The organism is Rhodococcus sp. BUPNP1 (genome assembly GCF_002215235.1).
In the GTDB taxonomy this organism is placed as follows: Bacteria; Actinomycetota; Actinomycetes; order Mycobacteriales; family Mycobacteriaceae; genus Rhodococcus.
Genome location: NZ_NERM01000018.1, coordinates 47351 through 67407, shown reverse-complemented (window position 1 = coordinate 67407; position 20057 = coordinate 47351). Strand labels below are relative to the sequence as shown.

General features: G+C 68.2%; 19 protein-coding genes. 12 read left to right on the top strand and 7 right to left on the bottom strand.

Going from position 1 to position 20057, the window contains the following annotated elements:
• Window positions 1-89: 89 nt before the first annotated feature.
• A complete protein-coding gene (locus B9C99_RS18150; RefSeq protein WP_088898814.1) occupies window positions 90-932 on the top strand; it encodes an alpha/beta fold hydrolase in 843 nt (280 codons plus the stop codon).
• A 19-nt stretch (window positions 933-951) separates the two neighbouring features.
• Here the strand turns inward: B9C99_RS18150 and B9C99_RS18145 are convergent, their stop codons facing one another.
• Genes B9C99_RS18145 through B9C99_RS18135 form a run of 3 tightly spaced genes read right to left on the bottom strand, consistent with a single transcriptional unit; the run spans window position 952 to window position 3840 of the window.
• On the bottom strand, window positions 952-1662 hold the full coding sequence (locus B9C99_RS18145; protein WP_006552453.1) for a type 1 glutamine amidotransferase: 711 nt from the start codon (window positions 1660-1662) through the stop codon (window positions 952-954).
• The gene (locus tag B9C99_RS18140) at window positions 1655-2908 is read right to left on the bottom strand and encodes a Mur ligase family protein (RefSeq protein ID WP_088898813.1); all 1254 of its coding nucleotides are present in this window, start codon (window positions 2906-2908) and stop codon (window positions 1655-1657) included. Before B9C99_RS18140 ends, B9C99_RS18145 begins: the two co-directional genes overlap by 8 nt.
• On the bottom strand, window positions 2803-3840 hold the full coding sequence (locus B9C99_RS18135) for an EamA family transporter (protein WP_016693198.1): 1038 nt from the start codon (window positions 3838-3840) through the stop codon (window positions 2803-2805). The genes B9C99_RS18140 and B9C99_RS18135 overlap by 106 nt, the downstream gene beginning before the upstream one ends.
• A gap of 72 nt (window positions 3841-3912) precedes the next feature.
• Here B9C99_RS18135 and B9C99_RS18130 point away from each other — a divergent pair, with 72 nt between their 5' ends.
• Entirely contained in the window at window positions 3913-4809 is an 897-nt protein-coding gene (locus B9C99_RS18130) for a LysR family transcriptional regulator (protein WP_016693199.1), read from the top strand.
• Between the two features lie 22 nt (window positions 4810-4831).
• Here B9C99_RS18130 and B9C99_RS18125 read toward each other — a convergent pair whose 3' ends face one another.
• Together B9C99_RS18125 and leuA are read right to left on the bottom strand one after the other, a co-directional pair.
• Window positions 4832-5206 carry an SHOCT domain-containing protein gene (locus B9C99_RS18125; protein ID WP_088898812.1) on the bottom strand — a complete coding sequence of 125 codons (375 nt, stop codon included), beginning with the start codon at window positions 5204-5206 and terminating at the stop codon, window positions 4832-4834.
• A 233-nt stretch (window positions 5207-5439) separates the two neighbouring features.
• The gene (leuA, locus tag B9C99_RS18120) at window positions 5440-7251 is read right to left on the bottom strand and encodes a 2-isopropylmalate synthase (protein WP_088898811.1); all 1812 of its coding nucleotides are present in this window, start codon (window positions 7249-7251) and stop codon (window positions 5440-5442) included.
• Between the two features lie 354 nt (window positions 7252-7605).
• Here leuA and B9C99_RS18115 point away from each other — a divergent pair, with 354 nt between their 5' ends.
• The 7 genes from B9C99_RS18115 (at window position 7606) to B9C99_RS18085 (ending at window position 15867) form a co-directional block, all read left to right on the top strand.
• Window positions 7606-8901: a DUF4185 domain-containing protein gene (locus tag B9C99_RS18115; RefSeq protein WP_088898845.1), complete on the top strand. Its 1296-nt coding sequence runs from the start codon at window positions 7606-7608 to the stop codon at window positions 8899-8901.
• A 78-nt stretch (window positions 8902-8979) separates the two neighbouring features.
• Complete coding sequence (locus B9C99_RS18110) at window positions 8980-10245, top strand: aspartate kinase (protein WP_088898810.1); 1266 nt, start codon at window positions 8980-8982, stop codon at window positions 10243-10245.
• A 2-nt stretch (window positions 10246-10247) separates the two neighbouring features.
• Entirely contained in the window at window positions 10248-11309 is a 1062-nt protein-coding gene (locus tag B9C99_RS18105) for an aspartate-semialdehyde dehydrogenase (RefSeq protein WP_088898809.1), read from the top strand.
• Window positions 11310-11452: 143 nt separating this feature from the next.
• Window positions 11453-12031, top strand: coding sequence for a TetR/AcrR family transcriptional regulator (locus B9C99_RS18100; protein WP_088898808.1), 579 nt, complete (start codon window positions 11453-11455; stop codon window positions 12029-12031).
• Complete coding sequence (locus tag B9C99_RS18095) at window positions 12028-13533, top strand: NAD(P)/FAD-dependent oxidoreductase (protein WP_088898807.1); 1506 nt, start codon at window positions 12028-12030, stop codon at window positions 13531-13533. The genes B9C99_RS18100 and B9C99_RS18095 overlap by 4 nt, the downstream gene beginning before the upstream one ends.
• The gene (locus B9C99_RS18090; RefSeq protein WP_026061351.1) at window positions 13530-15242 is read left to right on the top strand and encodes an FAD-dependent oxidoreductase; all 1713 of its coding nucleotides are present in this window, start codon (window positions 13530-13532) and stop codon (window positions 15240-15242) included. Before B9C99_RS18095 ends, B9C99_RS18090 begins: the two co-directional genes overlap by 4 nt.
• Window positions 15235-15867, top strand: a complete 633-nt coding sequence (locus B9C99_RS18085) for an acetoacetate decarboxylase family protein (RefSeq protein ID WP_088898806.1) — start codon at window positions 15235-15237, stop codon at window positions 15865-15867. The genes B9C99_RS18090 and B9C99_RS18085 overlap by 8 nt, the downstream gene beginning before the upstream one ends.
• Window position 15868: 1 nt before the next feature.
• On the opposite strand, the gene B9C99_RS18080 is transcribed toward B9C99_RS18085, so the two are convergent.
• Complete coding sequence (locus B9C99_RS18080) at window positions 15869-16741, bottom strand: helix-turn-helix transcriptional regulator (RefSeq protein ID WP_088898805.1); 873 nt, start codon at window positions 16739-16741, stop codon at window positions 15869-15871.
• Between the two features lie 116 nt (window positions 16742-16857).
• On the opposite strand from B9C99_RS18080, the gene B9C99_RS18075 reads away from it, so the two are divergent.
• The 3 genes from B9C99_RS18075 (at window position 16858) to B9C99_RS18065 (ending at window position 19856) form a co-directional block, all read left to right on the top strand.
• Window positions 16858-17778: an SDR family NAD(P)-dependent oxidoreductase gene (locus B9C99_RS18075; protein WP_088898804.1), complete on the top strand. Its 921-nt coding sequence runs from the start codon at window positions 16858-16860 to the stop codon at window positions 17776-17778.
• An 87-nt stretch (window positions 17779-17865) separates the two neighbouring features.
• Window positions 17866-18300 (top strand): Fur family transcriptional regulator, encoded by a 435-nt coding sequence (locus tag B9C99_RS18070; RefSeq protein WP_024102806.1) that lies wholly within the window; start codon window positions 17866-17868, stop codon window positions 18298-18300.
• Window positions 18301-18395: 95 nt separating this feature from the next.
• Complete coding sequence (locus B9C99_RS18065; RefSeq protein ID WP_088898803.1) at window positions 18396-19856, top strand: catalase; 1461 nt, start codon at window positions 18396-18398, stop codon at window positions 19854-19856.
• Window positions 19857-19883: 27 nt separating this feature from the next.
• Here B9C99_RS18065 and B9C99_RS25925 read toward each other — a convergent pair whose 3' ends face one another.
• On the bottom strand, window positions 19884-20027 hold the full coding sequence (locus tag B9C99_RS25925; RefSeq protein WP_160876060.1) for a hypothetical protein: 144 nt from the start codon (window positions 20025-20027) through the stop codon (window positions 19884-19886).
• Window positions 20028-20057: the final 30 nt, after the last annotated feature.

The following is a 20057-nucleotide window of genomic DNA, read 5'->3' as shown; positions in this document are numbered from 1 at the left end:
GAACCCCTGTTCAGGGGAGGATTCGCGGTCACTTGTCCGGTCGGTGCCGATCGCCGCGACCGCAGCGGGGCTTTCGAAGGGGGACTCGGGTGGGGGAGCGCATCACGACCGTCGAGAGGGACGGACTCCGGTTCGACATCCGCGACGACGGGCCCATCGACGGCGACCCCATCGTTCTTCTGCACGGCTTCCCGCAGGACTCCCGATCCTGGGAGGCGGTCGCGCCCTACCTGCACGCTGCGGGATACCGCACCTTCGCCCCGGATCAGCGCGGCTACTCGCCCGGTGCCCGACCTCGGCGTCGTCGGGACTACCGCCTGCGGCACCTCGTGGACGACGCCGTTGCGCTCATCGACGTGGTGCCAGGCAAGAACGTGCACGTCGTCGGGCACGACTGGGGAGCGGTCGTCGCGTGGGGTCTGGCCACCCGACGTGCCGAACTGGTCCGGACCGTGACAGCGGTGTCCGTCCCGCATCCCGCTGCCTTCCTGCGTGCCTTCGGCACGAGCCTGCAGCTGCTGCGTTCGTGGTACATGCTCGCTTTCCAGGTCCCGTGGATCCCGGAGATTCTGCTGAGCAACGAGGCCGTCGGTCGCTCGGTGTTGCGGCGGACGGGGCAACCCGCCGAGGCAGCCGAGCGGGACTCCGCGCGCATGGCCGATCCCGACGCCGTCCGCGGCGGCGTGAACTGGTATCGAGCCGTGCCCTTCGTGGATCCGAGAGCGACCCTCGAACCCGTTCGCGTGCCCACGCTCATGGTGTGGAGCGACGGCGACGTCGCCATCGCGCCCGCGGGGGTCGACGCGACCGCCCGCTACGTCAGTGGTCCGTACCGACGGGAAACGCTCGTCGGTACGAGCCACTGGATCCCGGACGAGGAGCCGGAGAAGCTCGCGCGGCTGGTCCTCGAACACATCGCCGCGCACGGCTGATCGCCCGGGCGCGTAACCGTCAGGCGCGCAACCGTTCCTGCCGCAGCAGATCGACCTCGGGCAGATCCAGCGGCGGCAGCGAGTCGACTCCCAGAGCGCGCATCAGGAGATGATCGGCGAGTTCGGGATTGCGGGCGAGCACGGGACCGTGCAGATAGGTGCCGATCACCGAACCCTGCACGGCACCTTCGAGTCCGTCGCCCACACCGTTGCCGACACCGCGGTCGACGCGGCCGAGCCCGGTGGCGTCGGAGCCGAGAGTCGTTCCACCACGGTGGTTCTCGAATCCGGTCAGCGGCTGGGTGAGGCCCGACAGCGTGGGGCGGATGACGATCTCGCCGATCGCGCGGGTCTGCTGCGGCGAGGTGGTCGCGTCGAGGATGCCGACACCGTCGACGCGTTCGCCCGAGGACGTCTCGTACCAGTGGCCGAGCACCTGGATCGCGGCGCAGATGGCCAGCACGGGCGCTCCGCGCTCGGCGGCGCGCTGCAGACCCGGATAGCGCTGCAGGTGCCGCGTGGCCAGTCGCTGCGCGGCGTCCTCGGCACCACCGAGGGTGTAGAGGTCGAGGGACTCGGGGACGGGATCGTTCAGTCCGATCTCGACGATCTCGGCGTCGTGACCGCGCATCCGCAGGCGCTGGCGCAGAACCAGGGCGTTGCCGCCGTCACCGTAGGTGCCCATCACGTCGGGCAGGACGAGTCCGATGCGGACGGTCGACTCAGACATGGGCAGCTCTCCTGGCGATGGCGGTGTTGAGATCGCGGAACGCGGTGTAGTTGGCGAGCACCTCCACACGGCCGGGAGGGCACGAGGCGATGGCCTTCAGCGGATCCGGCACCAGTGTGTGCTCGACACCCGCGTAGGTCAGGCGGACGGCGAGATCGGTGCCGCGTTCGCCTGCAGCCACCACCTGCACGCCTTCGAAATGTTCGAAGCGCACGTCCCACAGCCACGACAGGTCCTCGCCGTCGGGCACCTGACCGTTGACGGCGATCACCAGGCCGTCGACGGTCGGGTCGATCATCGACAGGGCCTCCTGCCAGCCGGCGGGGTTCTTCGCGAGCAGCATGTGCACCGAGTGCGGCCCGACCTGCACTGTCTTGTAGCGACCGGCGACCTCTTCGACGACCGAGGCGGCCGCGACGGCCTTCGCCGGATCGGCGCCGAGGGCCACGGCGGCCGCGACCGCCTGGGCGGCGTTGCCCCGGTTGGCGCGACCGGGGAGGGTCAGCTTCAGCGGGAGGACGAGGCCGTCCGGTCCGTACAGGTTCTCGTCGTCGACCCACCAGTCCGGTGTCGGCCGCGCGAAGTCGGAGCCGGTGCTGTACCAGTGGTCGCCCTCGCGGACGATCGGCTCGCCCGTGCGCGGGCAGCTCACCGAGTCGTTGGCCCAGCCGGCGCCCGCGGCGACCCATACGACGTTCGGGTTGTCGTAGGCGGCGGACGTGACGAGCACGTCGTCGCAGTTCGCGACGATCACGGCGTCGGGATGCCGCTTCAGTCCCTCGCGCAGCTTCCGCTCGATCATGTTGATCTCGCCGACCCGGTCGAGCTGGTCGCGGGTGAGGTTGAGCAGCACGATCGCGCGGGGCTCGAGGGCGTCGGCGACGTGCGGGGTGTGGAGTTCGTCGACCTCGATCGCGGCGAGCGGCGCCCGGAGATCGGTGGCGAGCGCGGCGACGATCCCGGCGTCCATGTTCGCGCCGTCCGCCTGGGTGACGACCGAGTCGATGGTCTCGAGCGCGGCCGCGGTCATGCGGGTCGTCGTGGACTTGCCGTTCGTCCCGGTGACGAGCACGGTCTGCCGGCCGTGGCCGAGCTGCTTCATGAGTGCCGGGTCGATCTTCAGGGCGACGAGCCCTCCGATCATCGAGCCCTTACCGCGTCCGGCCTTCTGGGACGCCCACGCGGCGGCTCGGGCTGCGCGCAGTGCGAGCCGTCCACGTGCGGTGATTCCTGTGCTGGTTCCCACGTCGGCGAGTGTTCCACAGGCGTGGGAGCGTTGTGTCGCCGGAGGAGCGTCCTGCTCGTCACACTGCGGTGTCCGCCCTGGGCGGCGAGGGCTCCGACGATGACGATCACACCGCCGATCAGCGACGACGGTGCCGGCTGTTCGCCGAGCGTGATCCACGCGACGGTGAACCCGACGACCGGCACCATGAGCGAGAGCGGTGCGACGGTCCCGGCGGGGTAGCGCGACAGCAGCGAGGCGTAGATGCCGGTGCCGGCAATGGTGCCCGCCAGGACGACGTAGGAGAGTCCGGCCAGGGCCAGGCCCCCGTCCGCAGTGGTGACGGCGGTCCCGAGGGTCGACCACGCCTGCGGACCCTCGGCGAACCAGGAGATCCCGAAGAAGGGGAGCACGGGCACGACGCACATCCACAGCATCAGGCGCATGGGGTCAACGGCGCCCGCCTTGCGGGTCGCGATGTTGCCGACCGCCCACGACAGGCCGGCGAGCAACGCGAGCGTCATAGGGATAAGGCTCACGTCCGCGGCGCCCTGCCCCACGGCGACGATCATCATGCCGGACACGGCGACGACGAGACCGGCGAGGCGGATTCCGTCGAGTCGTTCGCGCAGGAACAGAGCGGCGAGCAGGACCGTGAAGGGCGCGGACGATTGCAGTACGAGGGACGCGAGGCCCGTGGGCAGACCGGCCTCCATCGCCCAGAACAGGAAAGCGAACTGGGCGAAGCCGAACCCGGCGCCGTAGAGCAGGAGCCAGCGCATGGGAACGGCGGGTCGCGGGACGAACAGCAGGACCGGGACGGCGATGATCGCGAAGCGCAAGCCGGCGAAGAAGAACGGCGGGAAGTGATCGAGACCCAGTCTGATCGCGAGGAAGTTGCATCCCCAGAGCACCACGACGGTGAGCGCGAGCAGACGGTCCCGGAACGACATGCCGTCAATTCTTTGCGCAGGAAACAATCAGGACAAGCGAATGTTTCTGAAGGAACTGTGTAGCTTTACTACATGGATGTCGTGCGATTGCGGATACTGCGCGAACTCGCCGACCGCGGGACGGTGGCCGCGACCGCCGCAGCGTTGTCGATGACACCCTCGGCCGTCTCACAGCAGCTCAAGGTGCTCGCGCGGGAGGCGGGAGTACCCCTGCTCGAACCGGACGGCCGGCGTCTGCGGTTCACCGATGCGGGTCGCGCGCTCGTGGTGCGCGCCGACGAGGTCCTCGACGCGCTCGACCGGGCCGCCGACGAGATGACCGCCTACGCCCGGTCGCCTCGCGGACGGGTGCGCGTGGCGTCGTTCCCCTCCGGGGCGGCGCTCCTGCTGCCGGCCGTGCTCGAGGCAGCCGGGACGATCGGTGTCGAGCTGGACGTGAGCGACGAGGACGTCCCCGCCTCGGCCGCGCCCGCACTGCTCGCCGACTACGACGTGGTGCTCACCCACCGCGACGAGCGTTCGGCGCCGCTGTCCGGCCCGCGGGTCCACGTCGAGACACTCATGCGCGAACCGATCGATGTCGTCCTCCCGCCGGGGCACCGGCTCGCGGCGCAGGACCGTGTGCAGGTCGACGAACTGGTGGGGGAGAGCTGGATCAGCGTGCGGGGTGGATTCCCCGTCGACGACGTGTTGCTCTCCGTCGCGGCGGTGACGGGCATCCGGGCGCGGGTCGTGCACCGCATCAACGACTTCCGTGTCATCGAGGAGCTCGTCGCCGCGGGGCACGGGGTGGCCCTGTTGCCGCGGTATTCGGTTCTGCATCCGGCCTTGGTGCGCCTGCCGCTGGCCGGTGTGCGTGCGGCGCGGATCTACGAGCTCGTCACCCGCCCGGGAGCAGCGCGGCGGCCCGCCGTGGGTGCAGTGCTCGACAGCTTCCGGGCCGCGGCGGCACGGAAGCTGTCGATGTGAACGAACGGGTGGTCACGCGGGATCAGGCGAGTGCCTTGGCCTTCAGCGCGTCGAACTCGGCCTGGTCGATGACACCGTCGTCGAGCAGCTTCTTCGCGTCGGCGATGTGCTCGGCGGGCGACTTGCCGGCGACCGAGCGGATGTAGTCGTCCTGCACGGCCTTGTACTGCGCTGCTTCCTTCGCGGACCGCTCGGCCATGCCGCTGCCGTGGACGATCAGATAGATCAGGCCCGTCAGCCACGGGAAGACGAACAGGAAGACGATCCATATCGCCTTGACCCAGCCGGACTGTTCGCGGTTGCGGAACAGATCCCCGATGATCATCCACAGCATGATCAGGTACGCGATGAATGCGAAGCAGACGATGATGTACCAGATGATGTCCATGAATTCCATACGCACACTCCGGGTTCGAGCAGAACGACTCTGCGGGACGAGAATTGCGGAATTCGACGGATATCACCCGTGAACGGGTTCGTTCTCGTCGAACATTCGGAACTGTATCTTTCCGGAGAGTGCGGTAATTGCCCGAAACGGTATTTGCGAGATGAATTGTCGGGGTGAAAATCCCCGAAAACGACGAATGCGGTGGACCCTGATGGGTCCACCGCATTCGGTATCGAGAAGGGTCAGCGGTGTGAGCGGTTCACCGCGGAGACCATCGCGCGCAGCGATGCCGTGGTGATCGACGGGGCGATGCCCACGCCCCACACCAGGACGCTCGTGCCGTCGGGACGCGTGACGTCGGCCTCGACGTAGGCCGCGGCGTTGGCGTCGTCGCCGGCGGACATGGCGTGCTCGGCGTAGCCGCGGACGGCTACCTGGTAACCCAGCGACTCGAGGGCGTCGACGAAGGCCGCCAGCGGGCCGTTGCCGCTGCCGGAGATCTCCTTCTCCACGCCGTCGACCTTCAGTACGGCGGCGATGGTGTCCTCACCGTCGTCGGTCTCGGCCGCGGTGACCTTCTGCCGGATGCGCTCGAGCGGCGAGATCGGGGCCAGGTACTCCTCGTGGAAGATGTCCCACATCTCCTTGGGGCTGACCTCGCCACCTTCACCGTCGGTGACCTTCTGCACGGCCTGCGAGAACTCGATCTGCAGGCGACGCGGCAGGTTCAGGCCGTGGTCGTGCTTCATGATGTACGCGATGCCGCCCTTGCCGGACTGCGAGTTCACGCGGATCACGGCCTCGTAGGTGCGGCCGACGTCCTTCGGGTCGATCGGCAGGTAGGGCACGGCCCAGGTGTGGTCGTCGACGTCGACACCGGCGGCCTCCGCATCGACCTTCATCGCGTCGATGCCCTTGTTGATCGCGTCCTGGTGGCTGCCGGAGAAGGCGGTGTAGACCAGGTCGCCGCCGTAGGGGTGGCGCTCGTGGACGGGCAGCTGGTTGCAGTACTCGACCGTGCGGCGGATCTCGTCGATGTTCGAGAAGTCGATCTGCGGGTCGACGCCACGGCTGAACATGTTCATGCCCAGGGTCACCAGGCAGACGTTGCCGGTGCGCTCACCGTTGCCGAACAGGCAGCCCTCGATGCGGTCGGCGCCGGCCTGGTAGCCCAGCTCGGCCGCGGCGACACCCGTGCCGCGGTCGTTGTGCGGGTGCAGCGACAGGATGATCGAGTCGCGCTTCGCCAGGTTGCGGTGCATCCACTCGATCGAGTCGGCGTAGACGTTGGGGGTGGCCATCTCGACCGTGGCCGGCAGGTTGATGATCACCGGGTTCTCGGGGGTCGCGCCCAGGGTCTCGACGACCGCGTCGCAGACCTCCTTGGCGTACGACAGTTCGGTGCCGGTGTACGACTCGGGGGAGTACTCCCAGCGCCAGTTGGTGTCGGGGTGGTTCTTCGCCTCCTCGAGCACCAGTTCGGCGGCGTCGGTCGCGATCTTCTTGACGGTCTCCTTGTCGGCGCGGAAGACCACGCGGCGCTGCAGGATCGACGTCGAATTGTAGAAGTGCACGATCGCGTTCTGCGCCCCGGCGCACGCCTCGAAGGTGCGCTTGATCAGTTCGGGGCGGGACTGCGTCAGCACCTGGATGGTGACGTCGTCGGGAATCGCGCCGTCCTCGATGATCTCGCGGACGAAATCGAAATCGGTCTGGCTCGCGGACGGGAATCCGACCTCGATCTCCTTGTAACCCATGCGTACGAGCAGATCGAACATGCGCCGCTTACGGGCGGGGCTCATCGGGTCGATCAGCGCCTGGTTGCCGTCGCGCAGGTCCACGGCGCACCACGCCGGGGCACGATCGATGATCTTGTCGGGCCAGGTGCGGTCGGGCAGCGAGATCGACTCGACCTCCTCGGCGAACGGCCGGTACCGGTAGGTCGGCATCGAGGAGTTCTTCTGCTTGTTCCACGACGGCTGGTCGGCCGGGGCCGGCTTGCTCGGCGGCGTGATGGTGCGCGAGCCGGAGGTGAAAGCGTCGGCGGGTGACATGACGTAGCTCCAAAGAGAAAAGGGGACCTGTGGGCCCAGATCGAATATCGACCGGCGCGTCGAAACCCCGCGACGGGAAGCCGGTCTGGTCAGATCCCGCCGCGGCGGCCGAGGAGAAGCACGCGCTGCATGTCCAGCAGTGTATCGCGCCCTCCCCCACCTCGACCAAGTGGCACCTCCCACACGCGCGCGTTCCGTGTGACCGGGTGGCGGTGATGTCGTGACCCGATCGATACGAACGCGCCTGACAGAGCGGTACTTGCGCCCCTAGCGTTACCGGGCGTAACTCCCGCAACATCAGTAACACCGGTATCACCGATATCTCCGGTAACACGACAGGTGAAGGGCGTGTCGATGGGGTCGTTGCGCACGGCGGTGGCCGGATCGTGCAGTGCACTGCTGGCACTCGGACTCATGGCGGTCTCCGCTCCCGCGGCGCAGGCCGAACCCTGCGACTCCGGCCCCCTCGGGTCGGGCTCCGGATCGGGTCTCCCCGGCTCGGGTTCGGGCACCGGATCCTTCGGCACGGGATCGGCCGGCCCCCGGCTCGGAAGCAGCGGATCGGGAAGCGGGGGACTCGCACCCGAAGGACCGCAGGGACCGCTGCCGGCACTCGGCCCGGGACCCACCAGCACCGTGTCCTGGGTGACCGGTCCGCGCAGCCCCAACAGGACCTTCGACAGGTTCTCCATCTCGGGAACCGACCTCGGCATCATGTGGGACAACGGGGAGGAAGGCGACGACCGCCAGATCCTCATGGCCTTCGGCGACACCTTCGGCGACTGCTCGCTGCCCGACCAGCAGTGGCGGCACAACGTCCTCATGCGCACCACCGACGCCGACCTCTCCGACGGCATCGACGTGCCCGATCCGGTGCCCGGCGACCCGCGTGCGGGTTCGCCCGTCCTGCCCTCGGCTCCCGACATCTCTCGCGAACTCGTGGGCAGTCTCGCACTCGACGGCGTCGAGATCACCGTGATACCCACGGCCGGCATCGCCGTCGACGGCGTCCAGTACGTCAACTTCATGTCGGTGCGGTCCTGGGGCGACCACGGCGAGTGGTGGACCAACGCGTCGATGATCGCGACCTCGACCGACAACGGGGAGACCTGGCAGCTCGACCCGGCGACGGCGCGGATCAACCTGCCCCTCGACGTGCCCACGGTGCAGCAGCTGTCCACCGGGAACGAGAACTTCCAGCAGCACGCCTACGTCCGCCACGAGGGATACGTCTACGACTTCGGCACACCGCAGGGCCGGTTCGGCGCGGCCTTCGTCTCGCGCGTCCCCGAGGCCGCTCTGCTGGACCTGGCCGCCTACGAGTACTGGAGCGGCGACGACTGGGTGTCCGGCGACGCCGCCGCGGCCACCCCGGTCGTGCCGCCCGCAGTCGGGGAGATGTCGGTGCAGTTCCTGGGCGGTGAGTTCGTCATGCTCTACGGCAACGAGGCGAACGGCACGATCGAGATGAGGACGTCCGCGAGACCCGAGGGGCCGTGGAGCGAGGCTCGCGTGCTGGTCACCCACCGTGAGATCGGTGGTCTCTACGCTCCGTTCATCCACCCGTGGTCCACGGATACGGACCTCTACTTCACCGCCTCGCGGTGGGGTGACTACAACGTCATGCTGTTGCGCACGACACTTTCCTGAGATGCCCCGGGTCGATGAAAGCCGCGGTCGGTAAGCTGGGCCACTGGACTTGTTCCCGAGACCCGGAGGTTGGCCAGCGTGGCACTCGTCGTCCAGAAGTACGGAGGATCCTCGGTCGCGACGGCCGAGCGGATCCGGCGCGTCGCTGAAAGGATCGTCGAGACCAAGAAGGCGGGCAACGACGTCGTGGTCGTCGTCTCGGCCATGGGAGACACGACCGACGAACTCCTCGATCTCGCGCAGCAGGTGTGCCCGGCCCCGCCGGCCCGCGAGATGGACATGCTCCTCACCTCCGGTGAGCGCATCTCCAACTCCCTCGTCGCGATGGCGATCCACTCGCTCGGCGCCGAGGCCCGGTCGTTCACCGGTTCCCAGGCCGGCGTGATCACCACGGGCAGCCACGGCAAGGCGAAGATCATCGACGTCACCCCCGGCCGCGTGCGCGCCGCCCTCGACGAGGGCAGCATCGTGCTGGTCGCAGGCTTCCAGGGCGTGAGCCAGGACAGCAAGGACATCACGACTCTCGGTCGTGGCGGTTCGGACACGACCGCCGTCGCACTCGCCGCCGCGCTGAACGCGGACGTCTGCGAGATCTACACCGACGTCGACGGCGTGTTCTCCGCGGACCCGCGCATCGTCAAGGACGCGCAGCGTCTCGAGAAGGTCTCCTTCGAGGAGATGCTCGAGCTCGCCGCGTGCGGCGCGAAGGTTCTCATGCTGCGGTGCGTGGAGTACGCCCGCCGCTACAACGTGCCCGTGCACGTTCGTTCGTCGTACACCACCAAGCCCGGCACCATCGTGTCCGGATCGATGGAGGACATCCCTGTGGAAGAGGCCCTGATCACCGGCGTTGCGCACGATCGCAGCGAAGCGAAGATCACCGTCGTCGGCATCCCCGACACCCCCGGTTACGCCGCCAAGGTGTTCCGCGCCGTCGCCGACGCCGAGATCAACATCGACATGGTGCTGCAGAACATCTCGAAGGTCGAGACCGGCAAGACCGACATCACCTTCACCTGCCCGAAGAGCGACGGCCCGCGTGCGGTCGAGCTCCTCACCAAGCAGCAGGGCGACATCGGCTTCACCCAGGTCCTCTTCGACGACCACATCGGCAAGGTCTCGCTCGTCGGTGCCGGCATGAAGAGCCACCCCGGCGTCACGGCCAAGTTCTGCGAGGCCCTCGCCGACGCCGGCATCAACATCGACCTGATCTCGACGTCGGAGATCCGCATCTCCGTGCTGGTGGATGACAACGAACTCGACGACGCCGTGCGCGCTCTGCACGCGGCATTCGAGCTCGGCGGCGACGAAGAGGCCGTCGTGCACGCAGGAACGGGGCGGTAATCGTGACCACCAATCAGGCGAGCGAAGCGACGGGCAAGACCATTGCAGTTGTAGGCGCCACGGGGCAGGTCGGTATCGTCATGCGCACCCTCCTCGAGGAGCGCAACTTCCCGGCCGACACCGTCCGGTTCTTCGCGTCGGCCCGCTCGGCCGGCAAGAAGCTGCCGTTCCGTGGTGAGGAGATCGTGGTCGAGGACGTCGCGGCGACCTCCGACGAGGATCTGAAGGGCATCGATATCGCGCTGTTCTCGGCCGGTGGCACCCTCTCCAAGGAGCAGGCTCCGCGCTTCGCGGCCGCCGGGGCGATCGTCGTCGACAACTCGTCGGCGTGGCGCAAGGACCCCGAGGTCCCGCTCGTCGTGAGCGAGGTCAACCCGGAGCAGGTGAAGAACCCGCCGAAGGGCATCATCGCCAACCCGAACTGCACCACGATGGCCGCGATGCCGGTGCTCAAGGCACTGCACGACGAGGCCGGGCTCCAGCGCCTGATCGTGTCGAGCTACCAGGCCGTCTCCGGTAGCGGCCTGGCGGGCGTCGAGGAACTCGTCGGCCAGGTGCGTGCCGTCGCCGACGAGGCCGACAAGCTCGTCCACGCGGGCGACGCCGTCGACTTCCCGGCCCCGAACAAGTACGTCGCGCCCATCGCGTTCAACGTCGTCCCGCTCGCCGGGTCGATCGTCGACGACGGCACGGGCGAGACCGACGAGGATCAGAAGCTGCGCAACGAGTCGCGCAAGATCCTCGGCCTGCCGGACCTGCTCGTGTCGGGCACGTGCGTGCGCGTTCCCGTCGTGACCGGCCACTCGCTGTCGATCAACGCCGAGTTCGAGCGGCCGCTGTCGGTCGAGCGTGCGCAGGAACTGCTCGCGAACGCTCCGGGTGTCCGTCTCGTCGACGTGCCGACCCCGCTCGCCGCCGCGGGCGATGACGTCTCGCTCGTGGGCCGCATCCGCCAGGATCCGGGTGTTCCGGAGGGCCGCGGTCTCGCGCTCTTCGTCTCGGGTGACAACCTGCGCAAGGGTGCCGCTCTCAACACCATCCAGATCGCGGAGTTGCTCGTCTAAAGGCTCTCCGGACCTGCTCGACGGAGCGGGTGGACCTCTTCGGGTCCACCCGCTCCGTTGCGTTTCGGGCCGGACCCGGGACGCTCGAGAAATATTTACAAGCAGTCTGGACTGTTTGTTGTTTTCCCGTTACGCTGCGAAGCGTGATCCAGGACACTGCGTCGAACGGTGGTCGTACCCAGGCGCAACGCACCGCCGCGACGCGAGCCAAGCTGCTCGACGCCGCGGTCGACTCGCTCGTCGAGCACGGCTACTCGGGCACCAGCACGCAGGGCATCGCCAAACGTGCCGGAGTCTCGCGAGGCGCCCAGCTCCACCACTTCCCGACGAAGGAGAGCCTCGTCGTCGCGGCGGTCGAGCACCTCGTCGACAAGCGGCTGCAGGAGATCCTCGAGAAACGGCCCGATCCGGAGCACGGCTTCGAGGCGCTCATGGACGCCTTCTCCGGTCCGCTCTTCGCCGCAGCGCTCGAACTGTGGGTCGCGGCGCGGACCGATTCGTCCCTGCACGAGGCGATGATCCCGCTCGAACGCAAGGTCTCGGACGCGCTCCGCACGGGCTGCCTGGAGATCATGGGCGACAGGGTCTCGCCCGACCACATCGACCTCAGCATCGAAATCGCCCGGGGCTTCGCCGTCTCGGCCCTGATGCGTACCCCCGAATCCGATCGAGAATTCCGGGAGCGCCTGCTCCCGGTCTGGAAGGCGCTGGTGATGAAATGAGTCTCGCACTGCTTCCCGATCACGTGCACACGCTCGTCGTCGGCGCGGGCTTCGGCGGCATCGGCATGACCGCAACACTGTTGCGCGAGAACCCCGATGCCGACGTCCTCGTCCTCGAGCGCGGTGACGACGTCGGCGGAACCTGGCGTGTGAACACCTATCCCGGTGCCGCATGCGATGTTCCGAGTGCGCTGTACTCGTTCTCCTTCGCGCCCGAACCCGACTGGTCGCGAGCGCACGGCACCCAGGAGGAGATCTACGCGTACCTCCGCCGCGTCGCACGTGAGCAGGGCGTGACCGACCGGACGATGTTCGGGTGCGAACTGCGCGAGGCCCAATGGGACGCCGAACGTGCCGTGTGGCGGATCTCCACCTCCCGCGGCGACCTGACGGCCGACGTGCTCGTCGCCGCGACCGGTGCCCTCTCCACACCCACCTACCCGAAGGTGCCCGGCCTGGAGTTGTTCCGCGGCAAGAAGTTCCACTCGGCCGAATGGGATCACGACCACGACCTCACGGGTGAGCGTGTCGCCGTCATCGGCACCGGCGCCTCTGCCATCCAGTTCGTGCCGGCGATCGTCGACCGCGTCGAACACCTCACGCTGTTCCAGCGCACCGCCTCCTGGGTGATGCCCAAGCACGACCACGTCATCGCGCGGTCGGTCCGCACGCTCTACCGGCGCTTCCCCGTGGCGCAGAAGCTCATGCGCGGATTCGTGTACGGGCAGAAGGAAATCTACGTCGTCGGCATGACGAAGCCCTTCGCCCGCAAGTACCTCCTGCCGCTGTTCGAGGTCCGGGCACGGCAGGTGCTGCGCAAGAACGTGCGCGATCCCGAGCTGCGCAAGCGCCTGACCCCCGATTTCGCGATCACCTGCAAGCGGATCCTGTTGTCCAACGACTGGTTCCCCGCCATCACCCGGCCGAAGGTGGACGTGGTGTCCTCCGGTCTGGCCGCGGTCACCGAGAACGGCGTCGTCGACGACAAGGGCACCGAGTACCCGGTCGACACCATCATCTTCGGCACCGGCTTCACGCCGACGGAACCGCCCGTCGCGCACCACATCCGCAGTGGCGACGGCCGCACCCTCGCCGAGGCCTGGGACGGCAGCCCCTCGGCCTATCTCGGCATCACCGTGCCCGGCTTCCCCAATCTGTTCCTCATGTACGGCCCCAACACCAATCTCGGCCACAGCTCGATCGTGTACATGCTCGAATCCCAGGCCGATTACATCTCCGACGCGCTGCGCACGATGGAGCGTCGCGGCATCTCGGCCGTGGAGGTGCGTGACGACGCGGTGCGCCGCTACACCGCCGATCTCGACCCGGCGCTGAACAACACGGTCTGGAACCAGGGCGGTTGCAGCAGCTGGTACATCGACGAGAAGGGCCGCAACTCCGTGATGTGGCCGACCTTCACGTGGCAGTACCGGGCGCGGACCAAGCAGTTCGACCCGGAGAGCTACACCGAGCACCGCGCGACGGCAGGAGCAGGCGCATGACCCATTACGACGTCCTCGTCATCGGATCCGGATTCGGCGGCAGCGTCGCAGCGCTGCGCGCCACCGAGAAGGGATACAAGGTAGGTGTTCTCGAGGCCGGACGGCGCTTCGAGGACGACGAGCTGCCCGAGACGAGCTGGCGGCTGCGCAAGTACCTGTGGGCACCGCAGCTGGGGTGCTACGGGGTGCAGCGCATGCACCTGCTGCCCAATGTGCTCGTCATGGCCGGAGCGGGGGTGGGCGGCGGGTCGCTGAACTACGCCAACACCCTGTACAAGCCGCCGACGCCGTTCTTCCGCGACCCGCAGTGGGGTCACATCACCGACTGGGAAGCGGAACTGACCCCGTACTACGACCAGGCGGCACGGATGCTCGGCGTCCGACCCAATCCCAGCACCACGCCCGCGGACGAGGTGATGCGTCAGGTCGCCGACGAGATGGGTGTCGGTCACACCTACACGACGACCCCGGTCGGCGTGTTCTTCGACGAGCCCGGCAGGACGGTGCCCGACCCGTTCTTCGGCGGTGCCGGCCCCGACCGCACCGGCTGCACCGAGTGCGGCAGCTGCATGACGGGTTGCCGTGTGGGAGCGAAGAACACGCTCGTCAAGAACTACCTCTACCTCGCGGAGAAGGCCGGCGCGCACATCCACGCCCTCACGACGGTGACCCGTGTGGTGCCCCGCGCCGGTGGTGGATACGAGGTCCACACCCGCAGCACGAACGGCATCAGGAAGCGCCGCAAGGTCTTCACCGCCGACCAGGTGGTGATCGCCGCCGGTACCTACGGCACGGCGCGCCTGCTGCTCGCGAGCCGCGAGACCGGTGACCTGCCGAACCTGTCTCCGGCACTCGGCACCGTGGTGCGCACCAACTCCGAGGCGGTGCTCGCCGCGACCGCGCAGGACCGCGTCGTCGACTACACGAAGGGCGTGGCCATCACGTCGTCCTTCCACCCCGACGACCACACCCACATCGAACCGGTGCGATACGGCAAGGGCAGCAACCTGATCGGCCTGCTGCAGGCGCTGCTCGTGGACGGTGGCACGCGGATGCCGCGACTGCTGAAGTTCTTCGGTGTCGCCGCGAAGAATCCCGCTGCCTTCCTCCGCTCGCTGTCGGTGCGGAACTGGTCCGAGCGCACGGTCATCGCTCTGGTCATGCAGACCGACGACAACTCGCTCGAGCTCGCGACCCGGCGCACGCCGATCGGTCGCGGCCTGACCAGCAAGCAGGGGCCGGGTACCCCGCCGCCCGAGTGGATCCCGGTGGGGCACGAGGCGGTCCGCCGCGTCGCCGACAAGATCGACGGTGATGCCGGCGGTTCGATCGCCGACCTGTTCAACATCCCGATGACCGCGCACTTCCTCGGCGGGTGTGCGATCGGCGATTCGCCGCGTACCGGCACCGTCGACCCGTACCTGCGCGTCTACGGGCACGAGGGTCTGCACGTCGTCGACGGCTCCGCGGTGAGCGCCAACCTCGGCGTGAACCCGTCCCTCACGATCACCGCGCAGGCCGAACGTGCGCTGGCGCTGTGGCCGAACAAGGGGGAGAAGGACAACCGGCCTCCGCTCGGGTCGGCCTACGAACCCGTGCAGCCCGTGCAGCCCGTGCGACCGGTCGTGCCCGTCGAGGCCCCGGCGGCGCTGCGACTCCCCATCACTCCCGTTCGGAAGGAGAGCGCCCGTGCTCTGGACAGTGCCTGAGAGCGAGGACGACCGCACCGACTATCCGGTCTCGCCGCCACCGCCCTGGCCGGCCGCCGTGCGGGCCACCCTGTGGTGGCATCGCAGCACCTCGGACGCCGCCCAGTACGGGCCGACCGGCGCGACCCTGCCCATCACCCTCGCAATGATGGTCGACTACCTCGACTCGCCGGTCGGGCCGTACCGCGAGGTGCTGGCCAGCCCGGTGCTGCGTCGTGGCGTGATTCCGGCGATGGCGGTGCCGTTCATCGCCGTCGACTCCGAACCGTCGGTACACGGTGGTCGTGAGCACTGGAAGCTGCCGAAGGTACTCGCGAAGTTCGACGGGGACGTCCTCGGCGACTTCTCCGCGACCGGCGCCCGATGGAGCGTGGCAACCTCGGCCGCGCCGAAGGGGCCGGAGCTGCCGATCGCAGGTGGACTGACCTTCGCCCAGCCGATCCCCGGCGGCGCCGTCGAACGCGCCACCGCCCGGCTGCGGGGGAAGTTCCGCTACGCGCGGGTGACCGTCGCGGCGGAGGGACCGACGCTGAGCCGCTGGCTGCGCCCCGGCACCCACCACGGCATCGTCATCACCTCCGGGCGGATGTCCACGGGCGCGTCGCGAGTCGTGTCGCGTATGTAGGTCAACCGGTGTCGTGGGTGCGCCGCGGTGCCGGCTGCACCCACGACGCCAGCAGGTTCATCGCCTCCCGGGACGATGAATCGGGCGCGGTGGAGTAGAGGAACAACGTCTGGTTCGGGTCGTCGGGGAAGGTGAGCGATTCGAAGTCCACGGTGAGCTCGCCGACCACCGGATGGTTCAGGTGCTTCGATCCGTGCGTGCGCCGGTGGACCTGGTGCTCGGACCACCAGTGCCGGAACTCGGGACTCGCGAGCGAGAGCTCACCGACCAGTTGTTGCGCCAGCGGGTCGTCGGGGGTCGTGCCGACGTCGAGGCGCAGACTCTCCACCGCCGTCCGGGCCTGTTGTTCCCAGTCGGCGAACAGGTTCCGGGCCTCCGGACTGAGCAACATCCAGCGCGCGTAGTTGCGCTCCCGCGGCGGCATCGCATCGAAGTCGGCGAACAACGCCCGCGCCAGCCGGTTGCCGGCGAGCACGTCGGTGCGATGGCCGAGGACCAGCGCGGGCTGCGAGTCGAGACCGTCGAGCAGTTGGTACAGGCCGGGCCGCACACGTTGGACCGCACCGCGAGTGCGTCGGCCGGGTCGGGTCGAGGCGCCGATCAGGTCGTCGAGATGGGTGCGACCCGCATCGTCCAGACCCAGGGCCCGCGCGCGCGCGTCGAGAACCTGGCGTGACGGGACGATCCGACGGCCCTGCTCGAGTCGGGTGTAGTAGTCGGTGGACACCCCGGCGAGCAGGGTGACCTCTTCGCGCCGCAATCCCGGCACCCGCCGTACGCGCCCGTCCGCCGGCAGCCCGGCGTCGCCGGGTTCGCGTGCGGCGCGGGCACGGCGCAGGAAGTCCGCCAGTTCGTGATTTCTGGGAGCGGCCACCCGGCCATTGTCTCTCCGGGCAGGCGAGCGTGCCTGGTCCTCGCAGTCCTATGTTGCCGGATCCGAGGCTGCCGGGGACCAGGACGGGCAGGGCCGAAGATGCGCTCCCACGGGGCATGTTCGAGCGGGATTCTGGGATCACCCCGGCGGCGAACCCGCCCCGGAGATTCGAAAGGACAAGAATCATACTCGAATCCACCACCACCACAACCTGGTTCGTCACCGGTGCCTCGCGGGGTCTCGGTCTCGAGATCGTCGCTCAGCTCCTCCGGCGCGGTGACGACGTCGCGGCCACGACACGCTCGGTCGAGCGTCTGACCGCGGCCCTCGACGGCGTCGGCTCCGGCCGGCTCCTGCCGCTGCGGGTCGACCTGACCGACCAGCCGCAGGTCACCGCGGCCGTCGCGCAGACCCGGGAGCACTTCGGCGGACTCGATGTCGTCGTCAACAACGCCGGCTACGGATATCTCTCCGCCGTCGAGGAGATCGCCGACGACGACGCACACGCGATGTTCGACGTGCAGATCTTCGGGGTGCTGAACGTGCTGCGGGCGGCGCTTCCGGTGTTCAGGAGCAACCGACGCGGGCACATCGTCAACGTCTCGTCGATCCTGGGGCTCACGACCTTCCCGGGTTGGGGTCTCTACAGCGCGGGAAAGTTCGCGCTCGAGGCCCTGACGGAAGCGCTCGCCGCGGAGGTCGCCGATCTCGGTATCGGGGTGAACCTGATCGAGCCGGGATACGTGCGGACCGATTTCCTGACGAACGACTCGCTCGCACTTCCCGATTCGACACTCGGTGAGTATCCGACCGTGCGGGAGACGACCGAGGCGCACCGGGCGATGCACGGTACCCAGCTCGGAGATCCCGCGAAGGTCGCGGCCGCGATCATCGAGGTCGCCGTCTCGGGTACCGCTCCGCTGCACCAGTTCCTCGGTTCGGACTCGCTCTCGTTCGCCGAGACGCGGGTGAAGGCCCTGCAGGCGGACCTCGACGCATCCCGGGCGCTGGCGGGCACCGACCACACCGACCTCTGATCCGATCGGAGACCCGAAGTGGGGCGTGACGGGCACCGCACCGATCCTTTTCTTGACTTATTCCAGAAAAGGGGCATACTTGGTGTCATGCAACAAGGACACGAGCATCACTTCGACCCCAAGGAGCAACTGCGCTCCGTGGGTCTGCGGGTGACCGCTCCCCGCGTTGCCGTACTGAGAACCGTTGCCGAGCATCCGCATTCCGATGCGGACGGAATCGCCGCCCACGTGCGCGACGAACTCGGCTCGGTGTCGACGCAGGCCGTGTACGACGTACTCAAGGCATGCGTGGGGAACGGGTTGCTCCGCCGGATCGAACCGGCCGGATCACCCGCACGGTACGAGACCCGCATCGGCGACAACCACCACCACCTCGTGTGCCGCGCATGCGGCACGGTCGTCGACATCGACTGCGTCGTCGGGGCCGCACCCTGCCTGACGCCGTCCGACGACCACGGCTTCGTCATCGACGAAGCAGAGGTCACCTTCTGGGGCCTGTGCCCCGATTGTCGCGCCGACTAGCGCCCACTCGCTTCACCGGTGGTCCGGCCCCTCCGCGGGGCCGAACCACCGGCTTCGTGTCCCGAGACCCGGAACACCCGTATTCGGAGGTCACCATGACGAATGCCCGTTACACCACGAACAACGTCGGTATCCCCGTCGCCAGCGACAACGAGTCACTGACCGCCGGCACCCAGGGCCCGATCCTGCTCCACGACCACTACCTGGTCGAGAAGCTCGCGCACTTCAACCGCGAGCGGGTGCCCGAGCGCGTCGTGCACGCCAAGGGCGCCGGCGCGTTCGGTGAGCTCGTCGTCACCGAGGACGTCTCCGCCTACACGAAGGCCGAGCTGTTCCAGCCGGGCGCGAAAACCGAGATGCTGGCACGCTTCTCGACGGTCGCCGGTGAACAGGGCAGCCCCGACACCTGGCGCGACCCGCGCGGTTTCGCTCTGAAGTTCTACACCGAGGACGGGAACTACGACCTGGTCGGCAACAACACGCCGATCTTCTTCATCAAGGACCCGATCAAGTTCCCCGACTTCATCCACTCGCAGAAGCGTCTGCCCGGCTCCGGCCTGCGCGACCACACGATGCAGTGGGACTTCTGGACCCTGCGCCCCGAGACCGCACACCAGGTCACCTGGCTGATGGGTGACCGTGGCCTGCCGCGCACGTGGCGCCACATGGACGGCTTCGGTTCGCACACCTACCAGTGGATCAACGCCGACGGTGAGCGCTTCTGGGTGAAGTACCACTTCAAGACCGACCAGGGCATCGAGTTCCTCACCCAGGACGAGGCCGACCGCCTCGCCGGCTCGGATCCCGACTACCACCGCGCCGACCTCTACACGGCGATCGAGCGCGGCGAGTTCCCGAGCTGGACGCTCCACGTGCAGATCATGCCGGTCGCGGAGGCGGAGAACTACCGGTTCAACCCGTTCGACCTGACCAAGGTGTGGTCGCAGAAGGATTACCCCCTGATCAAGGTCGGCACCATGACCTTGAACCGCAACCCGCGCAACTTCTTCGCGGAGATCGAGCAGGCCGCGTTCGCCCCGTCGAACGTCGTGCCGGGCATCGGATTCTCGCCCGACAAGATGCTGCTCGGCCGCGTGTTCTCCTACGCCGACGCCCACCGCTACCGCATCGGTGTCAACCACGCACAGCTGCCGGTGAACTCCGCGAAGGCCGCCCGTGTCGACTCCTACAGCAAGGAGGGCAACATGGCCTACACCTTCAACGATCCGCAGACCCCGGTCTACGCGCCGAACAGCTTCGGTGGTCCGCATGCCGATCCCGAGCGGGCCGGCGACGAAGGTCTGTGGAACTTCGGAACCGAGGCCGTGCGTGCGGGATACGTGCAGCACCCCGAGGACGACGACTTCGGTCAGGCGGGCACCCTCGTCCGCGACGTGATGGACGACGCGGCACGCGAACGCCTCGTGAACAACATCGTCGGACACGTCCTCGGCGGTACCTCGGAGGCGCTCTACGAGCGGATCTTCGAGTACTGGCGCAACGTCGACGAGGAGCTCGGCAAGCGGGTCGAGGCGGGCGTGCGCGCCGGAGCCTGACCCGTCACCGGGGGAGATGCGGCGGGATCAGAGCAGTCCCCACCAGTAGATCAGGGCTGCCAGCGCCAGCACGATCAGCGTGGTGTCCATGTCGCTCTCCCTCCATCCGACGGCAACAACTCCATCTTCCTCGCACACGAGGAGTCCGGCACAGACGGCAGGGTCGTCCACCTCTTACGGTGGGCGGCCCTGCCGGCGTCT

Coding starts and splice junctions, on each gene's coding strand:
- B9C99_RS18095 (WP_088898807.1), top strand. CDS start 12,028: ATGAGTCTCGCACTGCTTCCCGATCACGTGCACACGCTCGTCGTCGGC.
- B9C99_RS18065 (WP_088898803.1), top strand. CDS start 18,396: ATGACGAATGCCCGTTACACCACGAACAACGTCGGTATCCCCGTCGCC.
- B9C99_RS18125 (WP_088898812.1), bottom strand. CDS start 5,206: ATGGAATTCATGGACATCATCTGGTACATCATCGTCTGCTTCGCATTC.
- B9C99_RS18075 (WP_088898804.1), top strand. CDS start 16,858: ATGTTCGAGCGGGATTCTGGGATCACCCCGGCGGCGAACCCGCCCCGG.
- B9C99_RS18135 (WP_016693198.1), bottom strand. CDS start 3,840: ATGTCGTTCCGGGACCGTCTGCTCGCGCTCACCGTCGTGGTGCTCTGG.
- B9C99_RS18115 (WP_088898845.1), top strand. CDS start 7,606: ATGGGGTCGTTGCGCACGGCGGTGGCCGGATCGTGCAGTGCACTGCTG.
- B9C99_RS18145 (WP_006552453.1), bottom strand. CDS start 1,662: ATGTCTGAGTCGACCGTCCGCATCGGACTCGTCCTGCCCGACGTGATG.
- leuA (WP_088898811.1), bottom strand. CDS start 7,251: ATGTCACCCGCCGACGCTTTCACCTCCGGCTCGCGCACCATCACGCCG.
- B9C99_RS18130 (WP_016693199.1), top strand. CDS start 3,913: ATGGATGTCGTGCGATTGCGGATACTGCGCGAACTCGCCGACCGCGGG.
- B9C99_RS18070 (WP_024102806.1), top strand. CDS start 17,866: ATGCAACAAGGACACGAGCATCACTTCGACCCCAAGGAGCAACTGCGC.
- B9C99_RS18090 (WP_026061351.1), top strand. CDS start 13,530: ATGACCCATTACGACGTCCTCGTCATCGGATCCGGATTCGGCGGCAGC.